Here is a 23,647-nt window from a genome sequence, read left to right on the forward strand (position 1 = left end):
GTTTATTTTCAAATGATGCGGCCATTATTCTCGGAATGAGGAAACTTTCCTTGATGCACGTCAAGAAGCGGAAAATTTTGTAAAACCGTTGACGGAACTGCGCGGATACGTATACTGCGCACTCTTGTTTTCAAGGCGAGATAGCTCAGTCGGTAGAGCAGGGGATTGAAAATCCCCGTGTCCCCAGTTCGATTCTGGGTCTCGCCACCATTTTAAACCTCCGGCTTTTAACGGGCCGGAGGTTTTTTGTTTTCTGTCAGGTGCGGTGGACTAGGCGGATTCTTTAAAGGGCTCCGTCGACAACGTCGATGGTGACTCCTTCGAATTCGACGGTCTGTCCGGCACGGATTTTACAGCGTTTCCGGGTTTCTAGTTCGCCGTCTACCGTGACCAGTCCCTGAGCCACAACTTCTTTGCCTTCGCCGCCGGACATGACCACGTTAGCGGCTTTGAGGAGTTTGCAGAGTTCGATGTACTCGTCTTTAAGCGTAAATTCCATGGCTATTCTCCCCGGGCTTTATCGCGCAGCTTTTTAACCAGTTCCAGGCGGTGATAGGGCAGACGTCTGCGGTGGTAGAGCACATCGACTTTTTCCACGATATTATCCCAGTCTTCCAGGGTAGGCGGAGTGTCGTAGTCCCAGGTTTCCTCGTCGGAACGCTTGGTCTGCCACTTCATCAGTGTTTTCCCGGGGAAGGTTATGCGGACTTTACGTTTAACCCGGTTCTCAAGTTTTTCCGTCCATTCAATATCGGCTTTCATAGGCACTCTTTCTATTTCGGATAGAACCAGCGGCTGGCCGTTCCGGCAATCAGACAGATACCCGCGATTACCGTGCCTATGAGCGGGAAAATCATGCGCTGCTGTCGCATTGTGACGTCGATCTCGGCCTGCGTTCCCAGGACAAAGTAAAGACTCCACGAAATGGTCAATGAGATGACGGCCACCCACCAGAGGAGGGCTTTGGGTTGAAATGGATTTTTATGTTTCATCATTAGAGAAGGCATTAACTACTTTGGTTGCTTCTATATCAAGGAGAAACCATATCAATATAGTCCTGTTTCAGCCAGCCGCGCTTCCCGTCATATTCCACCTCAATCCAGCCGGGGCCATGCGAACTCCGCTGCTTAACCAATGCGGCCATCGGCAGCTTGAAGTGAGCCGTCGAACCTTCTACGGGACTGAAGAGTGCGGTGGCCTCTTTATTCGTTACTACCCATTCCGGATGGAGCCGAAGGTCGTTCCAGTGCCGCCAGCCCATAAAAGACGCCGCCAGAATAAAGAGGGGAAGAAACAGAAACTTCAGTGTCTGCCGCCGGCCTTTTCGGACAAACAGCAATACCAGTAGACCGGCGCAGAGCAGCAGATAGCCCCCTGTTCCGGTTATGATCCACTCCTGCATGGAAAGGGATGAAAAAAAACGATCGATGAAGGAGGGTATGGTTTCAGCTGCGCCTGCGGCATTCAATGCAAAGTGCAGGTTGGCCTGAATATCAGGATCGCGCGGCAGGTCATATGAGGCTTTCCGGTAATGCAGTACGGCATTGGGCAGTTCGCTGTTTTTAAAACAGGCATTGCCCAGATTATAATGAATCTCCGGGTTGTCGAAACCATCAGCAATCATTTTTTCATAAAGCATGGCGGCCTCGCCGTAGCGGCCGTCGTCATAAGCCGCCTGAGCCCGGTTGAACAGATCCTCCTGGGCGTATGCAGCCGTGAAAATCAGTAAAACAGCAGCGAGGGTGTACAGAAAACGGATCATAGCTTCACCCTTTCACATTTTTTAAGAAGGGCGGTAAGGTCACGCAGAAGGGCTTTCATTTCCTCTCTGGAGGATGCTTCCGGCCGGATGCCGTACCGCCGCTGTTCAATCGTATTGAAAACGGAGCTGATGCTTTCCTTCTCCTCCGGGAAGGAGTCTTCCACATACCGGACTGAAACTTCTCCGGGGGCCAGATTCAGCCGGTGTCCGAAATAGTCCACCAATGCATTCCAAAGTGCTTCATAAAAAGCGGCGGCATCATTTTTCCGCATGGCCTGTTCCGCCATCTGAATCTGTTTGCGGGCGGCACCGGGAGCTTTCTGGCGGCGGGCCAGTGCCACATTGTTACGGAGCCGGCTGCGGTGTGCGCTGATCAGGCCGCCCAGAAGCAGGATCGCCAGAGGCAGAGCGGTGAGGACCCGGAACAGGGTGGTTTTATACCAGAAGGTATCTGTTGTTTTTTTCCAGTGCTTCGGCATGGGTTTCAGATAAATAATATCGCGACCGAGCACTTTGGTTTCCTGCTGTGCCAGGTGAGGGGTGGTGGCGATGACCTGAGCAGTCTGCTGCGGTGCCGGTTCAACAGTGACCGGGAACGGACCTTTGGTGATGGTACGGAAATCCGTTGTTGTGGTGTTGAAATAGGAAAATTCAATTTTCGGGACTTCGGTCACGGCATCCGACTTTGGAATCAGTACCTGTTCGAAACGGACTTCATGCTCTGACTCCGCCGGAACACTGCGCACTTCATAGAGTTTGTAGTCCGGGCTTTCCGGAATCTTCGGGGGGTAATCTGGGTTAGATTCCCCCGTCCGCGGATCCGCATTTTCACCGTGATGGGCTCGCCGGCCTTCACGTGATCCGGACCGACTTCCACATTGAAATCAAACAAACCGACACCGCCGGTAAAGCTATCGGGTCTTCCGGCCATGGGAACCGGTTTGACTTCCACGTCGAGTTTGTTGCAGTCGAGAATAAATCTGCGGGTTTCCTGACGACCGAACAAATCTCCGAAAAACGGATCGCCCAGATACGAGCGACGGTTCTGACGGGGGATGACCACATTCAACTGCACCTGAGGCTGGAAGGTGAACGTGCCGGCGGTCAGTGTTTTTACCCGCGCTTTGACGGTGTATACGTTGAAAATATTGCCCTTTTTCTGTTCGCGTCCGCGGTTGATAACCTCCCACTCGATTTCGCCGTCGAGGCCCTGGTCGGGCGTGCCGCCGACAATATTGAACCCGCCGACTGTCTGGACGCCATCTTTGATATAGACTTTCAGGGTCAGGTCGAAAGGTTCATTCACATGCGGTGCTTCGCGGTCCGCTGTAATCTCCGAAAACATGATTTCGGAGATTTCCTTTGCTTTTTCATCATCCTCCGATTTTATGACTTTCAGTTTTGCGGAAAGCGTTTTTTCGCCGCCCTTGAATTTTACGGTGACCGGTCCAATGGTGAAGTCGCCCACTTTTTCCGGAGTAACCAGATAGGAATGGGTTACCGTTGTGGTCGTTTTGAAATTGATCATTTCCATGCGCCGCGAAGGGCCCTGATATTGAATGTTGAGGCCCTCCACTTCCGGAATGTCGATGGCTGTTCCGTCGGTATCTTTGTACTCCACTTTGAGAATGGCCCGGTCGAGCAGGCTGATCAGTTCGGGTTCTATGGTCATTTTGACGTCGGCGGCAAAACCCGAAAAAGCCATTAGAAAAAGCCCAATGACCGGCAGTATGATTTTCAGATTTCGAATGCACGTGCTCAAGTTACTTGCTCCTACCAATCCTTATCCACCTTGACCGGAGCCCCCATGATGGGCTGCAGCATCAGGCGTTTGGTTTCCTCATCCTGCTTCATGGCATCCATTAGGCGTTCGGCTTCGTCCTGGCTCATTTCCTCGGCCCGGGGTGGTTCCTGCTGAGGCTGCTGGTTTTGATCCTGCGGTTGCTCCGGTTCCGGTTGCTCCGGTTCCGGTTTGTCCTGATTCCGGTCGTTCTGATTTTGATCCTGCTGATTCTGATCGTTTTGTTGATCCTGATTTTGCTGGTCGTCGTTCTGATTCTGATCCTGCTGGTCCTTGTTCTGGTCCTGATTCCGGTTCTGATCGGAATTCTGGTCCTGATTCTGTTCCTGCTGTTTATCCAGCAGTTCTTTCAGGCGCAGCAGTTTTCCGTTGTCAGGGAACAGGGCGAGGCCGGAGTATACCAGATTGCTTGCGCCGGCTGTATCGCCATGAATATACATGCTGGCGGCCGGATGAAAATAGGTGTTGTCAATATTCTCCTCCGGCATTTCCGCCTCCTGAGCGAAGACCGGAACTGTGAGTGCAAGTATCGCTATGGAAATCAGCTTCATCATTGCGCCATGTTGGTTGTCGGAAACAGATCCTGAATAATCTTCAGGACTTCCTGATTTTTCTGGATGGTCTCTTCATATTTTTTCTTCAGATCAGGTTTGATATCGAACGCATATTTTCGCTCATCCGTCTCGGTTGTCAACCGCTTCGCGGCCAGTATGTACTGATAATCCGAAATATATTTAAGCGCGACATCCAGATCAATCTCCGCGGCCTCGACCGCCAGCGCCAGCATTTCGAGCCGGTCATTCACCTTCGGCAGATACTGCAGCGCTTCCGGATGATTCGGGTCCACATTTTTAAGAATATGTTCAAACTGCTTTTTCGCCAGCTGATAGTTTTGCTGTGCATCTTTGGCTTTGAATTGGGGCAAAAGTTCCTCTGCCTGATCAAAATACCAGCGGCCGAGGTTGTACTCCAAATTGCCCCACAGTGTATGAGCCCGCTCAAAATTCTGTTTGGCCTCCAGATGATCCGGCTGCAGCAGAATCGCTTTTTCAAACATATCCATGGCCTGAAAGGCCAGTTCTATGGCCAGACTGATTTCCTCGGTTTTTGTGAGTGCGGTTGTGCGGGCGAGCAACGCATTGCCCCGGTTGAAGTAGGCCTTGAACTGGAGCTCCAGATCGGTCGTGCGGAGTGCTTCGTTAAATGCATCCGATGCGGCTTCATAGTCGCCGGCGCGATAGTGTGCATTGCCGAGGTTGTAGTTTCCAATGTCCGGAAATTCCAGCACTGTTTTTTCCAGATGTTCTATGGCATTCGTATAGTTGCCGCTTTTGTATGCTTTCAGTCCCTTGCGCATCGAAGAACGCGGTGTATCCTCGGCTTTAACAGAGAAAGCGGAGATGAGCAGAAGGAGTAAAACCACCGATTGAATCGATAGGCGGGAACGTCCTGAGTGCCTGGCCGGCCACCGGTACGCTGAAATCTTCAATGATGAAAAGTTCATCCGTGGCGTCTCCATTTTATAGGTCTGATCAGAGATTCCAAAATAAGGATAAGGAGCGCGACTCCAAGGAACCACTGGTAGCGCTCGGTCCAGATTTTCGACATCCGGGTTTCGCGGTCTTCGCGCTGCAGCTGGGCAATGCCCTGCTGATAAATCCGCTCCAGCCCGAAATCGCCGGGAGCGGAGCGGACATAAAAACCGCCGGTTTCAAAGGCCAGACGTTCCAGCATCTTCTCATCCAGCGCACTTTTCACCACATTGCCTTCGGGATCTTTCACAAAACCTTCCGAGGTCTGAATCAGTTCCCCTTCTTTGGTGCCGACGCCGATGGCAAAAACGCGAATGCCTTCTTCTTTCAGTTTCGGCAGCAGAGCCAGAGGATCGCCGGTTGTGCTTTCGCCGTCGGAGATCAGAATGATCACTTTGTCCGATTGTGCCTCCTCCGATTTTTCAAAGCTTTCCATCGATGTTTCCAGCGCCTGGAACAGATCAGTTCCGCCGATAGGAACAATGCCGGCATAGATGTCGTCAAGCATCATCAGGAATGCAGCGTAGTCAATCGTGGCCGGGCACTGCAGGAACGCATCGCCGGAAAAGGCCACAATACCGATCCGGTCGCCGCGCAGCTCTTTCACCAGATCCCGCACGCCCCATTTTGCCTGCTGGAGGCGGTTCGGTTTGATGTCCTGAGCCAGCATACTTTTGGAGGTATCAAGCGCCACAATAATACTTAGACCGCGCTGTTTAACTTCCTCCCATTTAAAGCCCCACTGCGGACGGGCCAGCGCAGCAATCAGAAAGGCGAAGGCCAGTACGCGCAGAAAATTTTTCGTCCGCTGTCGGCCGGGTGAAAGCAACGGCAGCATGGTGGACCAAAGGGCAGGATCCGCCATTTTTTTCAGCCGGCCAAGGCGACTGCGCAGCATCAGACTGCTGATCAGCAGAAGTGGCAGCAGGGCAATCAACCCAAGCAGGATATCCGGATTATGCCATTTCATCAGGGCAGCCTCCCGATTTTACTGAGTCCCAGCAGTTGCTCCAGTGCCAGGAAAACCATTCCGGCCACCAGCCAGCCGAACGATTTTTCTTCGAAGCGGGTAAAGCGCTCCACTTCAATTTCGGTTTTTTCAAGTTGGTCAATTTCTGCATAAACCGCTTCGAGGGTTTCAAGATCCTTGGCCCGGTAGAACTTGGCTCCGGTGGTTTTGGAGATCTTTTTGAGGGTTGCTTCATCCACTTCCTGACGCTGCATAAAGAAGCCGGTGCGGGCACCGCCGGCACCGATGGTGTAGATTTTGATTCCCAGAGCTTCGGCCGCACTGGCGGCGTTTTCGGGAGACAGTGTTCCTGCATTATTGGCCCCGTCGGTCAGCAGAATGATGACTTTGCTTTTGGCCTCGCTGTCGCGCAACCGGTTTACCGCCGAGGCAATGCCGTCGCCGATGGCCGTACGGTTGCCATCGAGCATTTTGGTGTTCAGGCCTTCCATACGCTGAATCAGCCAGCCGTGGTCGAGTGTGAGCGGTGCAACGGCATAGGGCAGGGTGGCAAAGGCTACCATGCCGATGCGGTCATTCGGACGGTTTTCCAGAAAACGGGTAATCACTTCCTTTGAAGCCTCCAGACGACTCATTCGCTGGCCGAACTTCTGGAAGTCGCGCGTGTCCATTGATCCCGAAAGGTCCATCAGCAGGATAATGTCCACGGCTTCGGTACGCACCCGACTGTCCTCCAGGCCGCGCTGCGGCCGGGCAAGGGCTACGATCAGGCAGACGAGTCCCAGGGTATAGAGCAGCGGGATGACAGGCTGAACACGAACCCGCCAGCTTTTCGGTAAACTTTTCAGAGCGGCACCACTGCTGAACTGCATCGACCGTTTCCGCACCATATAAAAACGCAGCCACAGCAGAAACGGGATTACGAGGAGCAGTAGCAGGAAATACGGATGGGCGAGTCGCATCAGCTTTTCTCCTCCATTTTGGTTTCCTGAATGAATTCCTCGGTGGTGGCAAATGCCGCTTCCATGGTGGAACGGTCGGGATTTCCTTTGGCGAATTTAACCATATCAGCCTGGGTCATGAAGTCGCGCAGAATGCTTTGCTGGTCCATATTCAGTTCCGGTGAGCGGCTTAAATTCTCCACAATTTCTTCAGTAGTTTCGTCGGTTGCATTCAGGTTGAAGCGGCCATCAAGATAGGTACGAAGGATCAATGACAGCTCCGTATAGAACGGATTACATTCTCCCTTTTCCAGCAGGCCCTTGTTTTTCAGGTTTTCCAGTGCCTGCAGCGCAATTACATGCGGCGGAACCGGCGGCGGAGCGGGAATCAGTGTGTCGCGGTTTTTCCAGAGTCTGGAGGTAATCAGACCAATGAGAAACGCAATCAGTACCGCGGCGGGAACGACCCATACCCAGGCGGGAATGCGGGGCGGCAGTTTCTGGACCGGTTGAAGGTCCGCGATTTCAGAAGAGACGTTTTCGGGTAGCGAGGAGGTTACGGACAGCATAACCGGTGGAAAATTTGTGGAGAACGTTTTATCCCCGACCGTACAGGAAATAATTCCGGTGGAGACCTTGTGTTCGCCGAGGCGGAATGACGTGATCGAATAGCGGGTTTCCGATTGTTTTACTCCGTCTGTGCGCGGTACATCGGTCCAGTCTCTGGACAGCAGAACCACATCTTTTTCTCTGCCGATCTCCGGAAGTTCAAGCGTTCCGTTGGTCGGGAAAAAGGCGGTAACGGTCAGGTTCACCGGGTCGCCGATTCGAATGCCCTCCCGGTCAACCGAATATTCCACCGTCAGCCGATCCTGCGGCACCGTTTTCTGTTCTTCCTCTTTTTTACACCCGGTCAGGAAAAAAAATATCAGTACCGGAACAACGCGAATGAACGCGGATTCTGAAATCGTAAATATGTATTTTTCGATGTTCATCTACAGTTAACGTCGTTGTGCCCGCTGGCGGAAAAATTTAATGAATTCCTTGTCGTATGGTTCGCCGGCAAAAAGTCGAATGGTATCGATGCCGGCCTTGCGGTTCAGTTCATCAATCGCTTCGGCCCGCCGCGTCTGTTCGGCCAGGAGTTTTTCCCTGACTTTTCGGCTGGAGGTATCAACCAGGACGGTTTCGCCGGTTTCCGCATCGTGCCAGTTGACGAGGCCGATGGAGGGCCAGGCGATTTCCCGTTTGTCGCCGATGACAACGCTGATCAGGTCGTTGCGGCGCGCCGAAATTTTCAGCAGCTGTTCATAGTTGTCATGGAATATAAAGTCGGAAATCAGGAAGGTGACATTTTTGCGTGTACTGATGTGGTTCAGGTAATCCAGCGCCGGTACAATCCGCGTTCCTTTACCCTGCGGTTTGTGGGAAAGCATTTCGCGGACAAGGCGCAGCACATGGCGTGTTCCTTTTTTCGGCGGAATATATTTTTCCACTTCTTCCGAAAAAAGAATCAGGCCGATCCGGTCATTGTTGCGGATGGCCGAAAAGGCGAGCACGGCCGCCACTTCGGCGGCGAGGTCGCGTTTCATCTGATTTCCGCTGCCGAACAGATGTGATGCGGAGACATCGACCACCAGCATCACGGTCATTTCACGTTCTTCTACAAACTTTTTGATGTGCGGTGCACCGGTGCGGGCGGTTACATTCCAATCGATGGTCCGTATGTCGTCGCCGGGCACATATTCCCGGACTTCATCAAATTCCATGCCGCGTCCTTTAAACGTGGAATGGTACTGCCCGGCAAAAACATCATTGACCGCATGCTTTGTGGTAATCTGAATCCGCCGAACCTTCTTCAGAAGTTCGCGGTGCGAAACTTCTGAAGAACTGCCGATTGCCGATTGCCGACTGCCGATTGATTTGCTCATTTCCTGTCCTCGGCTGTTTTTCGGGATGCTGTCATGATTGCTGTAAGCTCATCGGCTTCTTTCAACAGGGCATCGACTTTCAGTCGGGGCAGATATTCTCCTTCGGCAATGCGTTCAAACCAGAAAGCTGATTCATCAGCTTCCTCAATAACCGTTCCGATTTCAGCAATAAACTCAGCTCGTGAACACGCGCGGCAGCTTGTCCGACAGTTTGCCGCAACCGATGGGCCTGACCGCGCCGGTTGGTTCCGTATAACCCGGGCTCCGTCCGTTCCAGGTAAAGCGGCCGTTAACTTAAGGGTTCGCAATGCGAATGGTTTAGTTCTTGTTTTCAGTTCGTTTTGATCCATAGCGTTCGCTGAGAAAGGCTATTTAATCGGAAATCGGCAATGTGTCTACGGGACGGGGATTTCGCTGAGGATTTCTTTGATAATATCTTCGCTGGAGAGTTCTTCTGCTTCGGCTTCGTAGGAGACAATCACGCGGTGGCGAAGCACATCGGGTGCGATGGATTTGACATCCTGCGGCGTAACGTAGCCCCGGCCCTGCATGAAGGCGTGTGCGCGGGCCCCCATGGTCAGATTGATGGTGGCACGCGGTGATGCGCCGTACTGCAGATAGTCTTTGATGTCCAGATTGTACTTTTCCGGCTCGCGGGTGGCGAAGACGATACTGAGAATGTAATCCTTGATTTTATCGTCGATATAGATTTCGTCGACGATTTCGCGGGCCTTCAGGATTTCATCAGGATGCAGCACCGGGCTGATGGTGATTTCGGTATTGGAGTGGGCCATGCGGTCAAGGATACGGCGCTCTTCCTCGATGGTCGGGTAGCCGACTTTCAGTTTGAGCATAAAGCGGTCAACCTGCGCTTCGGGCAGGGGATAGGTGCCTTCCTGCTCGATCGGGTTTTCCGTGGCCATGACCAGAAAGGGTTTCGGCAGCGGAAAGGTTTCGTCGCCGATCGTTACCTGTTTTTCCTGCATGGCTTCGAGCAGCGCACTCTGTACTTTGGCCGGGGCGCGGTTGATTTCGTCGGCCAGAATGACATTGGCGAAAACGGGACCTTTTTTAATGATGAACTCGCCGTCTTTCTGGTTGTAGATCAGGGTGCCGATAAGGTCGGCCGGAAGCAGGTCGGGGGTAAACTGAATGCGCTGGAAGGCGGTGTCGAGGGCCTGGGCGAGGGTGTTGATGGTCAGCGTTTTTGCGAGGCCGGGCACCCCTTCAAGCAGAACATGTCCGTTTGCAAGCATACTGATAATCAGCCGGTCGATCAGATATTCCTGCCCGACAATCACCTTGCCGATCTCTGATTTTAACGTGGGTACAAATGCACTTGTCTCGCGGACTTTCTGATTAATGACTTCAATCCCGGCCATGTTCTAAGCTCCCTTGTTAAGTTGTAATGCGTGTTCGACCCAGGAACGTAATCTGCGTTCAAAAATCATCGGTTAATTTGCCGAAGTGCTTCAAACAGCACAATGGCTGCGCAGTTCGACAAATTGAGGGACCGCACATTATCGAGTTTGATGGGGATATTCAAGATTCGGTCGTCAGGTTGTGCGCTGATAATTTCATCCGGCAGCCCATAGGTTTCATTACCGAAAATAAGGAAGTCGCCCGCCTGAAAAGCCGCATCATGAAAGATTCGGCTGCCGGCGGTACTGAAGAAAAATTTTCGCCCGCCGGCATTTTTTTCGATAAAGGTTTCAAAATCGGGATAGACCGAGAGGTCGACAGAATCCCAGTAGTCGAGCCCGGCGCGCCGCACCGCCCGGTCATCGATATCAAAACCGAGCGGTTCAACCAGATGCAGGCGCGATCCGGTCGCGGCGCAGAGGCGGGAAATATTTCCGGTGTTGGGAGGAATAGAGGGGTAGACCAGCACGATGTTCATCGGAATTTCCGGAAAACGGAAGTCCATCTGCTGTCGTTTCCGGTCTGAGAAGCGCATCTGTATATTTTTACCCATAAGCCGGACAACATAGTGTGTCGGCTACTGAGTGGAAATAAAAAAAGGTCTTCCGCTGAATCTGTGGGGAAAAACAAAGGATTAACGCTCCGGCCGGGGGGCTCCGGCTTAATCGAAATCATATACGAACACCCTGATGCCATTAGGTTAAACAGGCCGATAGAAAATCAGTTTTTACGTTGACGAACAACCTCAGATGGGAATGGCACTATCCTGTTAAGGTCATATCTTTTGCCTGCAGAATGATTTTCCTGCATGCCTGTAGGCCCGATGCCCCATCGGGCGCGTGTACGCAGGGCGATTTAACCGGACGACGGGGAGGGACACCTGGCCTGGTCAAAAACTTCGTTTGCTTTTTTCATAGTGGCTGGAAAATTGATCTCCCGCAGAGCCGCTGAGTGCGCAGTGGAACACCATAATGTGAGCGGGATCGCTTGAAAGGATGGGCGCGGGAGAAGGGTGGAAAATATGGGGATACTTGGATCCGAGGACCGGCTCTTTCGATGTACGAGACCTTCAGGCGCCTTTCGGACGAGGTCGTTGAACCCTTTTCCAAGGATCGGAAAACATGGGGTTAGTTTTTTGGTAAATTGAATTTGTTACAAATAAATTACTCAATAGTTGCAGTATTAATTTTCATATCTATTCCAGTGGACGAAACTTACCTGTACATAAAAAGATAAATGAATAATGATATAAAAAACAAAAAGAAAGATAGGTATGATAGTGATTTGCTGATATAAAATATTAATATTTTACTATCACTTTTATTGTAATGATTTATAAGATTTGCTAAATCAGCAAGTATCAAAGAAAACAAGGCAGAAATGCATACTCGCGCTGCTATTCCAGTAATAAGCAATCCATTATTGTGTTTTCCTGGAATATATATTTTGCCATTAGCAATAGAAATAATCAGATATATAGATAATCCAATTACAATTATTCCAGATAACTGCCTATCGAATTTTGGCATAATGTTTCGATTATTCCAATTCTTTTGTTTTTCGTCAATAATTTCTCTAAATTTTAATAATATAATTTTATAATTAAAAACACTCATTGTATTCTTATTTGTGGATGGGATTTATGTTGTTAATATTTTATTGCATTATCTTTATAAAATTCAGTTGCTTTATTTTGATTTATTGAAGCTTAATGGGCTTAGAGAGGCCGCACAATCTTCATCTGCATTCAGTGAGATTCCTCCCATATTAAAGGTGATGGGTTCAAACTCGTCTATACCGTTGTTGTTTGATGTAGAAATCATGGGACTTTGGTAGAGAATCTCTTCGGCAGTGCGGTTTGATGCTGAATCCCCATCCATCTCTGAGGGAGGAAACAAAGAAAATACCCGGAGTTATGCACTATAACTAAAACTGACCAATGAGTGGTTTAAAGAGTGGGTCCACTTCTCTCCCCCAAAAAAGCTCCATTCCTGTTTGATTGTTTGGTTCAATATTAAGTTCACCATAATTAATAACCCCTCGAACAGGAACATCCATGCTAAGCATATCAATGGTTAGTTTGTGTGCGATATGACATACGTCCATGAGATATAATTGGTCTTGCGAGTGGTGCTTGTAATAAATAATAATTGTATCGGAGAAATAGATCATTCCATAATCGCTTTGTTCACCTTGAAAAAAGTGCGATTGACTGGATACGAATTTTTTGAGTATGCGACTAACTTTATCTGGCTCGGTCTGGCATAAGCGCTCGAACCCAAGGATGTCTATAAATGCAAAGAATCTCTTTTTCATATTCTGTGTCTTTATTTTTTGAAATAGAACAATTGGTTGGGCAGAAAATTTCGCGCTGTTTATTTTATAAAACACGGTAATAAAACGATGTTCGATTTGTAAGAGTTAAATTAAGAATTTTTAAGGGTTTGGCTGGTGCGGTTTTGCAGCAGGCGAGCCGCCTGCGGTACGATCAAACCCCGAAACCACCGAGGCGGCGGTACAGACTGGTATCGCAGGCCGTCGGCCTGCCCCGTAAAGCAGATGAAGGGGTATCCTGTTAAGGCCATATCAGTTATACCATTTACTAAAACATTCCGGTCTTAACGTCAGCGTTATTCCGCGCAGCGACGCAGAGCGCGCGGAGCCATTTATGACTGAATTTCTCTGTGTCCTCAGCGCTTCTGCTAGGGATCAAATTTATACCGGATAGTATTAACGTTTGGTATTACTCATATGCGTGTAGGCCCGATGCCCCATCGGGCGCGTGTACGCAGGGCGATTTAACCGGATGACGGGGAGGGACACCTGGCCCGGTCAAAAGCTTTGCGTCTTTTTGCCAACAGTGGTTGGGAAATTGATCTCCCGCAGAGCCGCAGAAGAACACCGTGATATGAGTGGGAGTGCTTGCAGGGATGGGGCGAGGGAGAGGGTATTAAATACGGAGATACTTGGATCCGAGGACCGACCTTTTTGACTATTTTGCTGTCGGGTAGATGGTTTTCCAGTTTTCTTTCATGCTGACGATGATCCAGCCGCGGTCAGGACCTTCGTCGAGTCCGCGTTTAAGGGCACCGATTTGGGAATCCCGGTCGTAGGCATATTCCCGTTCTTTATCATCGTGATGAATCAGGATCCCGAGTCGTTTTCCGTGGCCGGAGGTGGTGTATTCCAGCATCTGGAAATCGCCATCGGAATTGCCGGCCGCAAAAATGGGGCGGCGTCCAATATGCATGTTAATGCCGACGGGTTTTCCGGCCTTGTCGTCGATGAAATTCAGTTCCGGGAGGCGGGTGAGCTGTGGTATCCCATCGAGGACTTCATATTTTGTTTTAATGCTGCTGCCGACGACCTGTTCCGGAGGAATGCCGTAAACTGCTTCGGTCCAGGGGCGCATAAATTCAATACCACCGCCGGACACAATATAGGTTTTAAACCCGTTGGCCCGCAGATAATCCAGCAGTTCGAGCATCGGTTGATAGACCATTTCGGTGAAGGGTCTCCCGGTGTCCGGGTGCCGGGTGGTTTGCAGCCAGTTCAATACAATCCGCTCAAATTCGGCGTTGCTCATGCCGGCATGCGTGGCCATGGTCATTTTGAGCAGTGCTTTTTCGCCGCCGTCCAGGGCACTTTTCATATCGCCCATCAGCACCGAGGCAAACGGTTCGGTGGTCTTCCATTCCGGGTGTTCGGGAGCCAGCGTTTTAATCCGGTCGAAGATGAAACAGGCCTGGAAATAGAGGGGTTGTTCGCTCCACAGTGTGCCGTCGTTGTCGAACGTGGCGATGCGTTCCGTCACCGGAACAAAATCACCGGAGTCGGGTGTGGTGACCTGCGATACAAATTCGACGATGGATTTTTTCTCAGCGCCGTCTTTCCACGAGGGAAGTGGATCGGTCGGCGGTTTTTCGCGTGATAAAGTCGTGCCGGCGGTCAGGGCGGCGGCGCATAGGATAATTATTTTTACGGTATTCATTAGGAGCTATCTCCTGATTGCCCGGTAACCAAACCGCCCGCTGTGAAAGCGGGCGATATTCGGCGGGTTGCTTATTTACCGGATGCGGCGTTTTCGATCTGCTGCTGGATTTTGTCCAGATTGAAGGACCCGGGACTCTGGCTCGGGGGATATTCCGCCAGCGTTTCGAAAAACCTGCCGGCGATCTGCTGCATCGGAACAATCACATAAGGCCGGTCCAGGAACCAGTCGTGATAGACGTTGGCATCAATCTGTGCCTTTTCAAACGGATCGCGCCGCAGATGGAAGGTAAGCGTCTTTTGGATCACCCCCTATGCAGCCTCGCGAGATGCTGATAAGGTCTTGGATGATGGAGCAGGTTCGGCGTTTTCCCGGCGCGCCTTCCATTGGGCTGGCGTCCAGTCGGGGGCATCCCGACTGTCCATGGTCGGCAGGGCGTCCAGGACTTCTCTCAGATAGTCGGCGGGGTTGATATCGAGTTTGCGACAGGTTTCGACCAGGCTGTAAATGACTGCGCTGGTCTGTCCGGAGTCCGGGCTGCCGAAGAACAGGAAGTTCTTCTTGCCGATGGCCGTGGGCCGGATGGCATTCTCCACGAGGTTGTTGTCGATTTCCAGGCGGCTGTGATCGACATAATGAGTGAGGCTGTCCCACCGGCTCAGAGTGTAGCGAATGGCTTCGCCGAGTTTGCTTTTCGGGAGCTGACGTGTCTTTTCTCGCTCCAGAATGGTTTTCAGTTTTTCCAGGATGGGTGATGCGTCCTTCTGACGAACTGCGGATCGGTCGAGTTCAGGCGTCTTCCGCAGGTCGGTTTCGATGCGGTAGAGCTTGGCGATGTGTTTGACGATTTTGCGCGAGATGGAGTCGCCGGCCTCTACGAACTTGCGACGTGCATGGGCCCAGCACCCTGCATGGATGATGGATTCTTTTTCTTCAGTGTGGTCCGGTTTATTCAACCAGCATGGATACGCTTCGTAGCCGTCGCTTTGCAGATAGCCGGAAAAATCCGTGAGCATTCCGTCCAGACACTCATTGGCCCGGCTTGCGAACCATTCGAACAGCGCGCCGACCCCCGGGCTGTGATAAACCCATAGGTATCCGTTAGGACAGTAGTCCTTTTGCTTGTCCTGATGCTTGATAACAGTTTCGTCGGCCTGAATATATCCACTTTGTCGAATTTCATTTCGAAGGGATTCATAAATCATCGTCAGCCAATTGGCCGTCAGATACATCCAGTTGCCCATCGTTTTCCGACTGACTTCGATATCGTACCGATACTTTAAAATCCATTCCTGTCGATACAGGGGAAGATGGTCGCAGTATTTGTTCAGAATAATCTGTGCGATGAGTCCGGCTGAGGCATAGCTGTTTTGAATCAGTCGCTCCGGGGCCGGGGCAATCACCGGAGCGGCTTCACGATCATCGATCAGGACATATTTTTCGCGGACAATAATACGACGAAAGTAACGGGACGGAACCACGTCGAGTTCTTCAACCGTTTCTTCGCCAATTTTCTTATAGAGCTCCGGTTCTTCCTGTACTTCATCCGGAATGATCACAACCCGTTCAACAGGCAGATCTTCCGGCACCCGTTCTTTCAGTGGTTTACGTTTCCCGCGACGAGAGTCTTTTGGATCCTCCGGTTGCGGCATCTCATCCGCCGACTCTTCGGCCTCCTCCAGCTGCTTCTGCAATGCGTAGAGTTCTTCAAAGGCCAGCTCCATCTGATCCGGACTCAGTTTTTCCGAACTGCGCCCGAACAGTTTCTTCAGCAGATACTGAACCTTCTCTTCCAGGATTTTTATTTTGGATTTAAGCTGCTCACTTTCGGATTCGAGCGCTTCAAAAGAAGCGCTCTTCTCCAGCAGCAGATCGAAGTTTTCCCGATTAAAATCCATGGGATGCATTATACCAAAACCCGGCGGAAAATCTGATAGAAACTTCAATAATTATCGCTGATACCACGGCTTGAGAGAGCCGCGTCTGAGATCCACTCCGTCCAGTAGAAGCGATAGGGATTCCGGGGCAAGCTCCAGCTTTTTATCATCGCCCGTTACGCCTTTCGGCCAGGTAAAGCGCCCCTGCTCCAACCGCTTAATCATCACCCACATTCCCGTTCCATCCCAGTAAAGCGATTTGATCAAGGTTCTTCGCCGGTTCGTAAAAACAAACAACGCCCCGGAACAGGGATCTTCCTTCAGTTGTTCGAGCACAACGGTATGCAACCCGTTAAAACTCTTCCGCAAATCAACCGGCTCCACGGCAAGAAACACCCGCAGCGATCCTGTTAGGCTCAGCATTGTGCAGCCTCACGAAACACTGTCCCCAATGCCGAGGGAGAATCCACCTGCATGCGAACCTCCACCTGATTGGGGAAACAGACCCGAACTTCCAGTCTCGGAGCAGGCAGATTCACTTGAACTTCCTGCATCGGCGGTGAGTTCTTGCGCTCTTTTGCGAGCCAGCTGTAGAACGTCTGCAGATTGATCTCGTGCTCCGCACAGAACTTCACCGCCGAAAGGCCGCTCCGATGAAACTGAGCTACGAACTCCTGACGAACTGCCGCGCTGCGGTAAACTCGTCTCCGACATGTTTCTTGAGTATTGTTATCCATGCCGATACCGTATCAGCGAATCGCAAGCCTGACTACGGGGTCGACGAAGAGACGTTTACGATGGAAGAGCAGGGGAATACGCAGTTCCGTAAACGGTTCGCGCCAGATCTGGAACGCATCGGCGCGGTTTTCCTGAAAGACCGCTTTCCAGTCGCCCAGGCGCAGCGCAACCATCTGGCCGTCGTCATTGACATAGAAGAATTCCTTACGCGGTGATGCGCTGATATTCTCTTCAAAGGTTTCATAGCTCGCAGCCTGAGCAAAGTAGGCGTTCATGTCGTACCCGTCGAGGTGCTGGCGGTAGGTGCGGCCGATGGCTTCATAGCCGTCGAGCATATCCTCCTTCAGATCGGTTTTCCCGGCCGCGGAAGCGAGGGTAACCATCCAGTCTTCGTGGGCGACCAGTCCGTTCAGTGTGATGCCGGCCGGCCAGTGTCCATTCCAGCGGGCAAAGGCGGGTACGCGATAGGCCCCTTCCCAGTTGCTGTTTTTCTCCTTGCGGAAGGGGGTGTATCCGGCATCCGGCCAGGTGTTGAAGTGGGGGCCGTTGTCGGTGGAATACATAACGATCGTGTTGTCGGCAATGTCCAGTTCATCCAGCAGATCCAGCAGTTCGCCCACATGCATATCGTGCTCCACCATACCGTCGTGGTATTCATTTCCCCGCGGTCCGGCCAGCCCGGTGTGTTCCTCCTTTACATGGGTGCGGAAATGCATGCGGGTGGCGTTCCACCAGCAGAAGAACGGTTTGCCGGTTTCGGCCTGCCGTTTGATATACGCCTTGGCCGCTGCGACGGTTTCATCATCGATGGTTTCCATCCGTTTTTTGGTCAGCGGTCCGGTGTCCTCAATCGTCTGGGTTCCGTTCGGATTGACCCTGGAACGGATGACTCCGCGCGGGCCGTACTGCTCGATAAAGGTTTTCCCGTTGGGCAGTACATAGTCGGTGGGGTAATCGCGGTTTTCCGGTTCTTCGGAGGCATTCAGGTGATAGAGGCTGCCGAAATATTCATCGAAGCCGTGGTTGGTCGGCAGATGTTCATCGCGATCGCCGAAGTGGTTTTTGCCGAACTGACCGGTGGAATATCCGAGTGTTTTCAGCACGGCGGCGATGGTGATGTCCTGTTCCTGCCAGCCTTCTTTGGCGCCGGGCAGGCCGACTTTGGTCATGCCGGTCCGTACGGGAACAGTTCCGCCGATGAAGGCCGCCCGCCCGGCGGTACAGGACTGTTGGGCGTAATAATCTGTAAAGCTGAGTCCTTCGTGCGCAATCCGGTCGATATTCGGTGTACGGTAGCCCATCATGCCGCGGTTGTTGTGGCTGATGTTCCAGGTTCCGATATCATCGCCCCAGATAATAAGAATATTCGGTTTTTCCCCGGCCTGTCCGAGCAAAGGGATGGTGCCGGCAATACAAAGTACGGCAAGTGCGGTTTTCATGATTCCCTCCAGTTTGTGAATGAACTGCGTTTCCGTCTGTGAACGCAGATTTTAAAGGGAGGGTGTAATAGGGCAATAAAAAATAAGTTAAAATTTTATGAGTTTTGTTATATTTTAAAAAGGTTAAAATCCTGCGGTATAGGAGGCAAAAAGAGCAATGCCGTCGATTTCGGAAGTTCCGCCGATTTCCGAGAAGTCGACATGGGCCCAGTTGGCCCGGGCCCCGAGGCCGAGCATGCCTTTTTCGTGAACGCGGAATTCGAATCCGGTGCGGGCGTACCAGCCCAGACCGAATACCGATTCGGAATCGTCATCCGTTGTGGTTCCGTCATCTGTCTCGGTACGATAGTGCGCATAGAGCATCAACGGTCCGCTGCCGGCATAGATGCGGACCTTTCTGCCTTTATCCAGAAAAAGACCGGCATAAGCGCCGCCAGCCAGATCGAAGGTCCACATCGAGGTGGATAGGCTGACATACAGGCCTCCTCCTCCGGCAGTCAGATAGTTGATCTTATCAAAGCGGAAGCCCAACAGGAAGGAGCATTCCAGACCATACTGAAACCGCTCTCCCCGGGGCAGCGTCGTCCAGGCCCCGCCCAGCTGGGGCAGCAGCGAAACGTCGACCTTTTCTGTTTCACCGGTATCCGCATCCGGCGGCGAAAATTTGAGATCATCGTACTGAACGGCCCCCAGCAGGCCTGAAACGGTGAAGTTTTCTTCCCAGCTATCGTATTTATGGGTTTGTGCGGACAGCTTTCCGGCAATAAGTATGAGCAGCACAAGAGCCGGTTTCAGTTTCTGCATGGTTTATTCATCCTCTTCGGTTTCTGCCGGAAGTGCGGCCGGGGCCTTCTTCTGTTTTCTTTCTGCGGTACGCTGAACAATGTAATACAGCATCGGCACAAAAATCAAACTGGCAACAGTGGCCACAAGCATTCCGCCAAAAACAGTGGCGCCGAGCACGCGCCGGCTCATCGCCCCAGCTCCGGTTGCGATAACCAGCGGAATAACCCCGAGAATAAAAGAGAATGCGGTCATCAGAACCGCCCGGAAACGCAGGTCGGCCGCACTCATCGCTGCATCAAAAACGGATTTTCCTCCTTCATGCTCCACTTTGGCAAACTCCACAATCAGAATGGCCGTTTTCGTACAGAGACCGATCAGCAGAACGATGCCGACCTGGGCATAGACGTTGTTGTCAAATGCCGCTACTTTCAGGGCGATGACCGCTCCAAGCAGAGCCGTGGGTACCGACAGACAGACGGAAACCGGAATGCTCCAGCTTTCATACTGCGCCGCCAGCACCAGATAGACCATTATAATGGCGAGAATGTAAATGATGTTTGATGAGCCCTGGGCGGCCTTTTCCTGGTAGGAGAGCTCGGTCCACTCGACGCCCATCGTATTCGGCAGTTTTCGGTCGGCCATATTTTCCGCAATTGCCATGGCCTGGCCGGTGCTGTAACCGCCGCCGGGCTGCCCCATGATTTTTGCGGAGGGATACATGTTGTAACGGGTGATGGACTGTGGACCGAGAATTTCCTCTACATCGATTACGGATCCGAGCGGCAGCATTTTTCCATCGCGGCTGCGGATTTCCAGATCGCGGATCTGGTCGGCTTCACGGCGGAATTTTCCATCGGCCTGGGCACGAACCTGAAAGACACGGTTCATATAGGTGAAGTCGTTCATATAGACCGAGCCGTAGAAATACTGCAGGGCATTGAAAACGGCACTCATGGAGACATTTTTGGACAGGACCTGATCGCGTGTAATATCCACAAAAAGCTGGGGAACATTGGCGCGGAAAGTGGTGTACATGCCCTGCAGGCCGGACTGGGAATTTCCGTCGTTCATGAATTCCTCGGCGACCTGCTGCAGGGTGCCCATTCCGACACCGCCGCGGTCCTGAAGCATCATCACCAAACCGCCGGACATGCCAACCCCCGGAAGGGAGGGCATCGGGAACGCGAACGTAACGCCGTCTTTCAGTTGTGCCAGTTTCTTATTCAGTTCACCGATGATTTCCGTCTGCGGCCGGTCGGCCCGTTCATCCCAGTGTTTAAATGTCACCACACTGAAGGCCGCGTTCGGAATGGCCGCGCCGTCGAGAATGGAGAATCCGGCAATGGTCATGTAGTCGGCAATACCGTCGGTACTGCCGATAATGGCATTGACCGATTTAATGAATTTATCCGTGCGCTCCAGCGAAGCTGCATCCGGAAGCTGGACATTGACCATGCAGTAGCCTTCGTCTTCCTGAGGTACAAAGCCGCTGGGCAGGTCGGAAAATCCGGAGAATGCCGCAAAGGCCATGACCGCAAAAGCGATCAGGCCGATAGCTGATTTGCGGAGTACCTGTTTTACAATTTTCAGATACCCCGAACGGGTTTTGTTCATGCTTTTATTGAAGGCACCGAAGAGTCCGGTTTGAGATTCGCCTTTAGACGGGCGCAGTAGAATTCCGCACAGAGCCGGGCTGAGGGTTAATGCATTGATACTGGAAAAAACAGTGGCCACGGAGATGGTTACGGCAAACTGTTTGAACAGAATACCGGTGATTCCCGGCATGAATGAAGTCGGGACAAATACGGAAAGCAGGACCAGCGTCGTTGCAATGACCGGTCCGGAAACCTCGGTCATCGCCTGCATGGCCGCTTCTTTCGGCGGAAGTCCTTGCTCATCAATAAGACGCGTGCAGTTTTCCACCACCACAATCGCATCATCCACCACAATGCCGATGACCAGGACCAGTCCGAACAGCGTAAACTGGTTGATGGAATAGCCCAGTCCCGCCATGGCGGCGAAGGTGCCGATCAGAGCGACCGGAATCGTGACGGAGGGAATGACCGTGGCGCGGAAATTCTGCAGGAAAATATATACGGTCAGAACCACAAGGATCAGTGTCACGAACAGGGTATTGAGCACCTCGGCGATGGAGGCTTTAACGACCACTGTGTTGTCGTAGATTACGGTGTAATCCATACCTTCAGGAAAACCGGCCTTGAGTTCTTCCATTTTGGCGCGGACGCCGTCGACCACATCAAGGGCGTTTTCGCCGGGGATCTGATAGACCGCGATGGTGGAGGAGGGCTGTCCGTTGAGGCTTGATCGGATAATATAATTCCGGGCGCCGAGTTCGACCCGGGCAATATCCCGGATACGCAGTAACCGTCCGTCGTCGCCGGTACGGATGACAATGTCCCCGAATTCTTCGGCCTCCAGCAGACGGCCCTTCACCTGTATGGTAAACTGATTCGCCTGGCCTTTCGGCACCGGCGGTTCTCCGATCTGTCCGGCGGCCACCTGCAGGTTTTGTTCGCGGACCGCATTGACCACATCGTCGGCCGCCAGACCCCGCGCTTTCATCTTTTCCGGGTTGAGCCAGACCCGCATGGAATAGTCGCCCGCTCCAAAAGACTGCACTTCTCCAACCCCCGGAACGCGGGCCACTTCGTCTTTCACCCGGAGGGCCACGTAGTTGGCCAGAAAGATGTCGTCGTGATTTTCATTCGTACTGGTGAAGCCGATATACAGGTTGGCATCGGTCGATTTTTTCTGAGTGGAAACACCGAGACGCTGTACTTCCTGCGGAAGCTGGGGAATCGCTTTGGCCACCCGGTTCTGCACCAGTACATTGGCCATATCCAGATCCGCACCGGTTTCAAACGTCACGGTCAGTTTCATGGTTCCGTCGTTGGCGCTGACGGAGTTCATGTAGATCATGCCCTCGACACCGTTGACCTCTTTTTCGATGACTGCGGCGACGGTGTCGGCGACGGTATTGGCATCGGCACCGGGGTAGGCGGCGTCCACCGTAATAGCCGGCGGGGCAATATTCGGGTAGCGCTCAACCGGCAGCGAAACCAGCGAAAAGGTGCCGAGCAGCACGATGACAATCGAAATCACCGCAGCAAAGATAGGGCGTTTAATAAAAAAGTGGCTGAACATGGGAGTTCTCCGTTCTATTCAGCAGCCGGGGCGGCTTCTTTTTCGGTGGAGGGTTGAGGTTCCTGTGCTGCAATGCGCACGGGGATACCCGGTCGGGCGCGCTGCAGGCCGTTGACAATCACCTGTTCGTCGACGTGCAGTCCGTCGGTGACAATACGGTCCGTACCCACCAGTGCACCACGCTGAATATAGCGGCTTTCCACTGTATTTGCATCGTTCACGATCAGTACAAAGGCTCCGCTGAGATCGCGCTGAATGGCCATGTCGGGAACCAGTATGGCTTTTTTGATTGCTTTCGGAAGCAGGATGTTGCCGTACATGCCGGGAATCAGATTGATGTTTGTATTGGGAAATTCAGCCCGAACCCGCAGGGTGCCGGTAGCCGGATCAATTTCCGGATCGGAATAATCCACGGTACCCTCTTCGGTATGCTGTATGCCGTCGGCCAGTTCGAGTTTCACCGGCGGCATTTTTTTCTTATCGTCGGTGGTGCCGCGTCCTTCGCGCAGAAACGGCATCAGCGTGCGTTCATCGACGTTGAAAAAGACATCAATAGGTGTTTCCGCCACAATGGTGGTCAGCAGGGTGGGATTACCACTGCCGACCAGATTGCCGACGGAGAGCGAGCGCCGGGCCACGCGCCCGGAAAACGGGGCGTGAATTTCGGTATAGGACAGATCCAGCATGGCCTTTTCGAGTCCGGCTTCGGCGGCCATCACTGCCGCGGCGGCGGAATCTTTATTGGCTTCGGCCGTAAGCACATCCACTTCCGAAACCGCCTTGGTTTTGTAGGCGTTTTGGTTGCGCTGCAAGGTGGCCTCGGCCAGCTTCAGTGCGGCCTGCGCCTGGGCCAGCTGGGCTTTGGCGGCATTGACTGCCGCTTCATACTGTTCCGGCTCGATGGTGAAGAGCAGGTCACCTTTGTTCACCCGCTGGCCATCAGTAAATTCGATGGATTTCAGGAAACCCGTGACACGGGCACGGATATCCACTTTGTCCGAGGCCTCAACACGACCGGGAAAGCTGGCGAAGATGGTGACATCTTTCACGACCGGTTTCTGCACTCCCACTTCGGGCGGCGGTGGAGGCTGGAATTCATTTTTCGGGGTACACCCAGCCAGAATCAGGGCGGAAAAAGCACCGGAAAGAAACCGTTTATTCATTGAATATCTCCTCGTTTTGAGGATAAAAGCCTAGTTTTCCGGATGGGGTGTTGTCGAGATTTAATCCTATTTATTAAAATCGTTATCTGATATTCAGAAGAGTTTTAAGGTCTTTTACTTATTCGGAGG

General features: G+C 52.2%; 26 protein-coding genes and 1 tRNA gene. 1 reads left to right on the forward strand and 26 read right to left on the reverse strand.

The window, feature by feature from the left end; all coding sequences use genetic code 11:
* The first annotated feature begins 134 nt into the window (after positions 1 to 134).
* Positions 135 to 210, forward strand: a tRNA-Phe gene (locus EGM51_00645).
* A 73-nt stretch (positions 211 to 283) separates the two neighbouring features.
* Here the strand turns inward: EGM51_00645 and EGM51_00650 are convergent.
* The 26 genes from EGM51_00650 to EGM51_00775 form a co-directional block, all read right to left on the reverse strand.
* Positions 284 to 499: an RNA-binding S4 domain-containing protein gene (locus EGM51_00650; GenBank protein ID QBG45991.1), complete on the reverse strand. Its 216-nt coding sequence runs from the start codon at positions 497 to 499 to the stop codon at positions 284 to 286.
* A gap of 2 nt (positions 500 to 501) precedes the next feature.
* Positions 502 to 762, reverse strand: coding sequence for a hypothetical protein (locus EGM51_00655; GenBank protein QBG45992.1), 261 nt, complete (start codon positions 760 to 762; stop codon positions 502 to 504).
* A gap of 11 nt (positions 763 to 773) precedes the next feature.
* Entirely contained in the window at positions 774 to 995 is a 222-nt protein-coding gene (locus EGM51_00660; GenBank protein ID QBG45993.1) for a hypothetical protein, read from the reverse strand.
* Between the two features lie 35 nt (positions 996 to 1,030).
* Complete coding sequence (locus tag EGM51_00665) at positions 1,031 to 1,762, reverse strand: tetratricopeptide repeat protein (GenBank protein ID QBG45994.1); 732 nt, start codon at positions 1,760 to 1,762, stop codon at positions 1,031 to 1,033.
* On the reverse strand, positions 1,759 to 2,541 hold the full coding sequence (locus tag EGM51_00670) for a hypothetical protein (protein ID QBG45995.1): 783 nt from the start codon (positions 2,539 to 2,541) through the stop codon (positions 1,759 to 1,761). Before EGM51_00670 ends, EGM51_00665 begins: the two co-directional genes overlap by 4 nt.
* A complete protein-coding gene (locus EGM51_00675; GenBank protein ID QBG45996.1) occupies positions 2,454 to 3,524 on the reverse strand; it encodes a hypothetical protein in 1,071 nt (356 codons plus the stop codon). The genes EGM51_00670 and EGM51_00675 overlap by 88 nt, the downstream gene beginning before the upstream one ends.
* A gap of 11 nt (positions 3,525 to 3,535) precedes the next feature.
* Complete coding sequence (locus tag EGM51_00680; protein ID QBG45997.1) at positions 3,536 to 4,117, reverse strand: hypothetical protein; 582 nt, start codon at positions 4,115 to 4,117, stop codon at positions 3,536 to 3,538.
* Complete coding sequence (locus tag EGM51_00685) at positions 4,114 to 5,082, reverse strand: tetratricopeptide repeat protein (GenBank protein QBG45998.1); 969 nt, start codon at positions 5,080 to 5,082, stop codon at positions 4,114 to 4,116. The genes EGM51_00680 and EGM51_00685 overlap by 4 nt, the downstream gene beginning before the upstream one ends.
* On the reverse strand, positions 5,064 to 6,065 hold the full coding sequence (locus EGM51_00690) for a VWA domain-containing protein (GenBank protein QBG45999.1): 1,002 nt from the start codon (positions 6,063 to 6,065) through the stop codon (positions 5,064 to 5,066). Before EGM51_00690 ends, EGM51_00685 begins: the two co-directional genes overlap by 19 nt.
* On the reverse strand, positions 6,065 to 7,027 hold the full coding sequence (locus EGM51_00695) for a VWA domain-containing protein (GenBank protein ID QBG46000.1): 963 nt from the start codon (positions 7,025 to 7,027) through the stop codon (positions 6,065 to 6,067). Before EGM51_00695 ends, EGM51_00690 begins: the two co-directional genes overlap by 1 nt.
* Positions 7,027 to 8,001 carry a hypothetical protein gene (locus tag EGM51_00700; protein QBG46001.1) on the reverse strand — a complete coding sequence of 325 codons (975 nt, stop codon included), beginning with the start codon at positions 7,999 to 8,001 and terminating at the stop codon, positions 7,027 to 7,029. Before EGM51_00700 ends, EGM51_00695 begins: the two co-directional genes overlap by 1 nt.
* A gap of 6 nt (positions 8,002 to 8,007) precedes the next feature.
* A complete protein-coding gene (locus EGM51_00705; protein ID QBG46002.1) occupies positions 8,008 to 8,937 on the reverse strand; it encodes a DUF58 domain-containing protein in 930 nt (309 codons plus the stop codon).
* A complete protein-coding gene (locus EGM51_00710) occupies positions 8,934 to 9,287 on the reverse strand; it encodes a four helix bundle protein (protein QBG46003.1) in 354 nt (117 codons plus the stop codon). Before EGM51_00710 ends, EGM51_00705 begins: the two co-directional genes overlap by 4 nt.
* A 45-nt stretch (positions 9,288 to 9,332) precedes the next feature.
* Entirely contained in the window at positions 9,333 to 10,319 is a 987-nt protein-coding gene (locus tag EGM51_00715) for a MoxR family ATPase (GenBank protein QBG46004.1), read from the reverse strand.
* Positions 10,320 to 10,384: 65 nt separating this feature from the next.
* Positions 10,385 to 10,837: a tRNA (cytidine(34)-2'-O)-methyltransferase gene (locus EGM51_00720; GenBank protein ID QBG49213.1), complete on the reverse strand. Its 453-nt coding sequence runs from the start codon at positions 10,835 to 10,837 to the stop codon at positions 10,385 to 10,387.
* Positions 10,838 to 11,573: 736 nt separating this feature from the next.
* A complete protein-coding gene (locus EGM51_00725) occupies positions 11,574 to 11,975 on the reverse strand; it encodes a hypothetical protein (protein QBG46005.1) in 402 nt (133 codons plus the stop codon).
* 310 nt (positions 11,976 to 12,285) lie between these two features.
* Positions 12,286 to 12,675: a hypothetical protein gene (locus tag EGM51_00730; protein QBG46006.1), complete on the reverse strand. Its 390-nt coding sequence runs from the start codon at positions 12,673 to 12,675 to the stop codon at positions 12,286 to 12,288.
* A 676-nt stretch (positions 12,676 to 13,351) separates the two neighbouring features.
* Positions 13,352 to 14,350: a haloacid dehalogenase-like hydrolase gene (locus EGM51_00735; protein ID QBG46007.1), complete on the reverse strand. Its 999-nt coding sequence runs from the start codon at positions 14,348 to 14,350 to the stop codon at positions 13,352 to 13,354.
* Positions 14,351 to 14,421: 71 nt separating this feature from the next.
* Entirely contained in the window at positions 14,422 to 14,658 is a 237-nt protein-coding gene (locus EGM51_00740; GenBank protein QBG46008.1) for a hypothetical protein, read from the reverse strand.
* A gap of 3 nt (positions 14,659 to 14,661) precedes the next feature.
* Positions 14,662 to 16,257, reverse strand: a complete 1,596-nt coding sequence (locus EGM51_00745) for an IS66 family transposase (protein QBG46009.1) — start codon at positions 16,255 to 16,257, stop codon at positions 14,662 to 14,664.
* Positions 16,258 to 16,299: 42 nt separating this feature from the next.
* Complete coding sequence (locus EGM51_00750; protein QBG46010.1) at positions 16,300 to 16,650, reverse strand: transposase; 351 nt, start codon at positions 16,648 to 16,650, stop codon at positions 16,300 to 16,302.
* Positions 16,644 to 16,862 carry a hypothetical protein gene (locus EGM51_00755; protein ID QBG46011.1) on the reverse strand — a complete coding sequence of 73 codons (219 nt, stop codon included), beginning with the start codon at positions 16,860 to 16,862 and terminating at the stop codon, positions 16,644 to 16,646. The genes EGM51_00750 and EGM51_00755 overlap by 7 nt, the downstream gene beginning before the upstream one ends.
* A 114-nt stretch (positions 16,863 to 16,976) precedes the next feature.
* Entirely contained in the window at positions 16,977 to 18,404 is a 1,428-nt protein-coding gene (locus tag EGM51_00760; protein ID QBG46012.1) for an arylsulfatase, read from the reverse strand.
* A gap of 123 nt (positions 18,405 to 18,527) precedes the next feature.
* The gene (locus EGM51_00765; protein ID QBG46013.1) at positions 18,528 to 19,208 is read right to left on the reverse strand and encodes a hypothetical protein; all 681 of its coding nucleotides are present in this window, start codon (positions 19,206 to 19,208) and stop codon (positions 18,528 to 18,530) included.
* 3 nt (positions 19,209 to 19,211) lie between these two features.
* A complete protein-coding gene (locus tag EGM51_00770) occupies positions 19,212 to 22,355 on the reverse strand; it encodes a multidrug efflux RND transporter permease subunit (protein ID QBG46014.1) in 3,144 nt (1,047 codons plus the stop codon).
* A 14-nt stretch (positions 22,356 to 22,369) separates the two neighbouring features.
* Positions 22,370 to 23,518, reverse strand: coding sequence for an efflux RND transporter periplasmic adaptor subunit (locus tag EGM51_00775; GenBank protein QBG46015.1), 1,149 nt, complete (start codon positions 23,516 to 23,518; stop codon positions 22,370 to 22,372).
* Positions 23,519 to 23,647: the final 129 nt, after the last annotated feature.

It is taken from the genome of Verrucomicrobia bacterium S94 (genome assembly GCA_004299845.1).
GTDB lineage: Bacteria > Verrucomicrobiota > Kiritimatiellia > Kiritimatiellales > Pontiellaceae > Pontiella.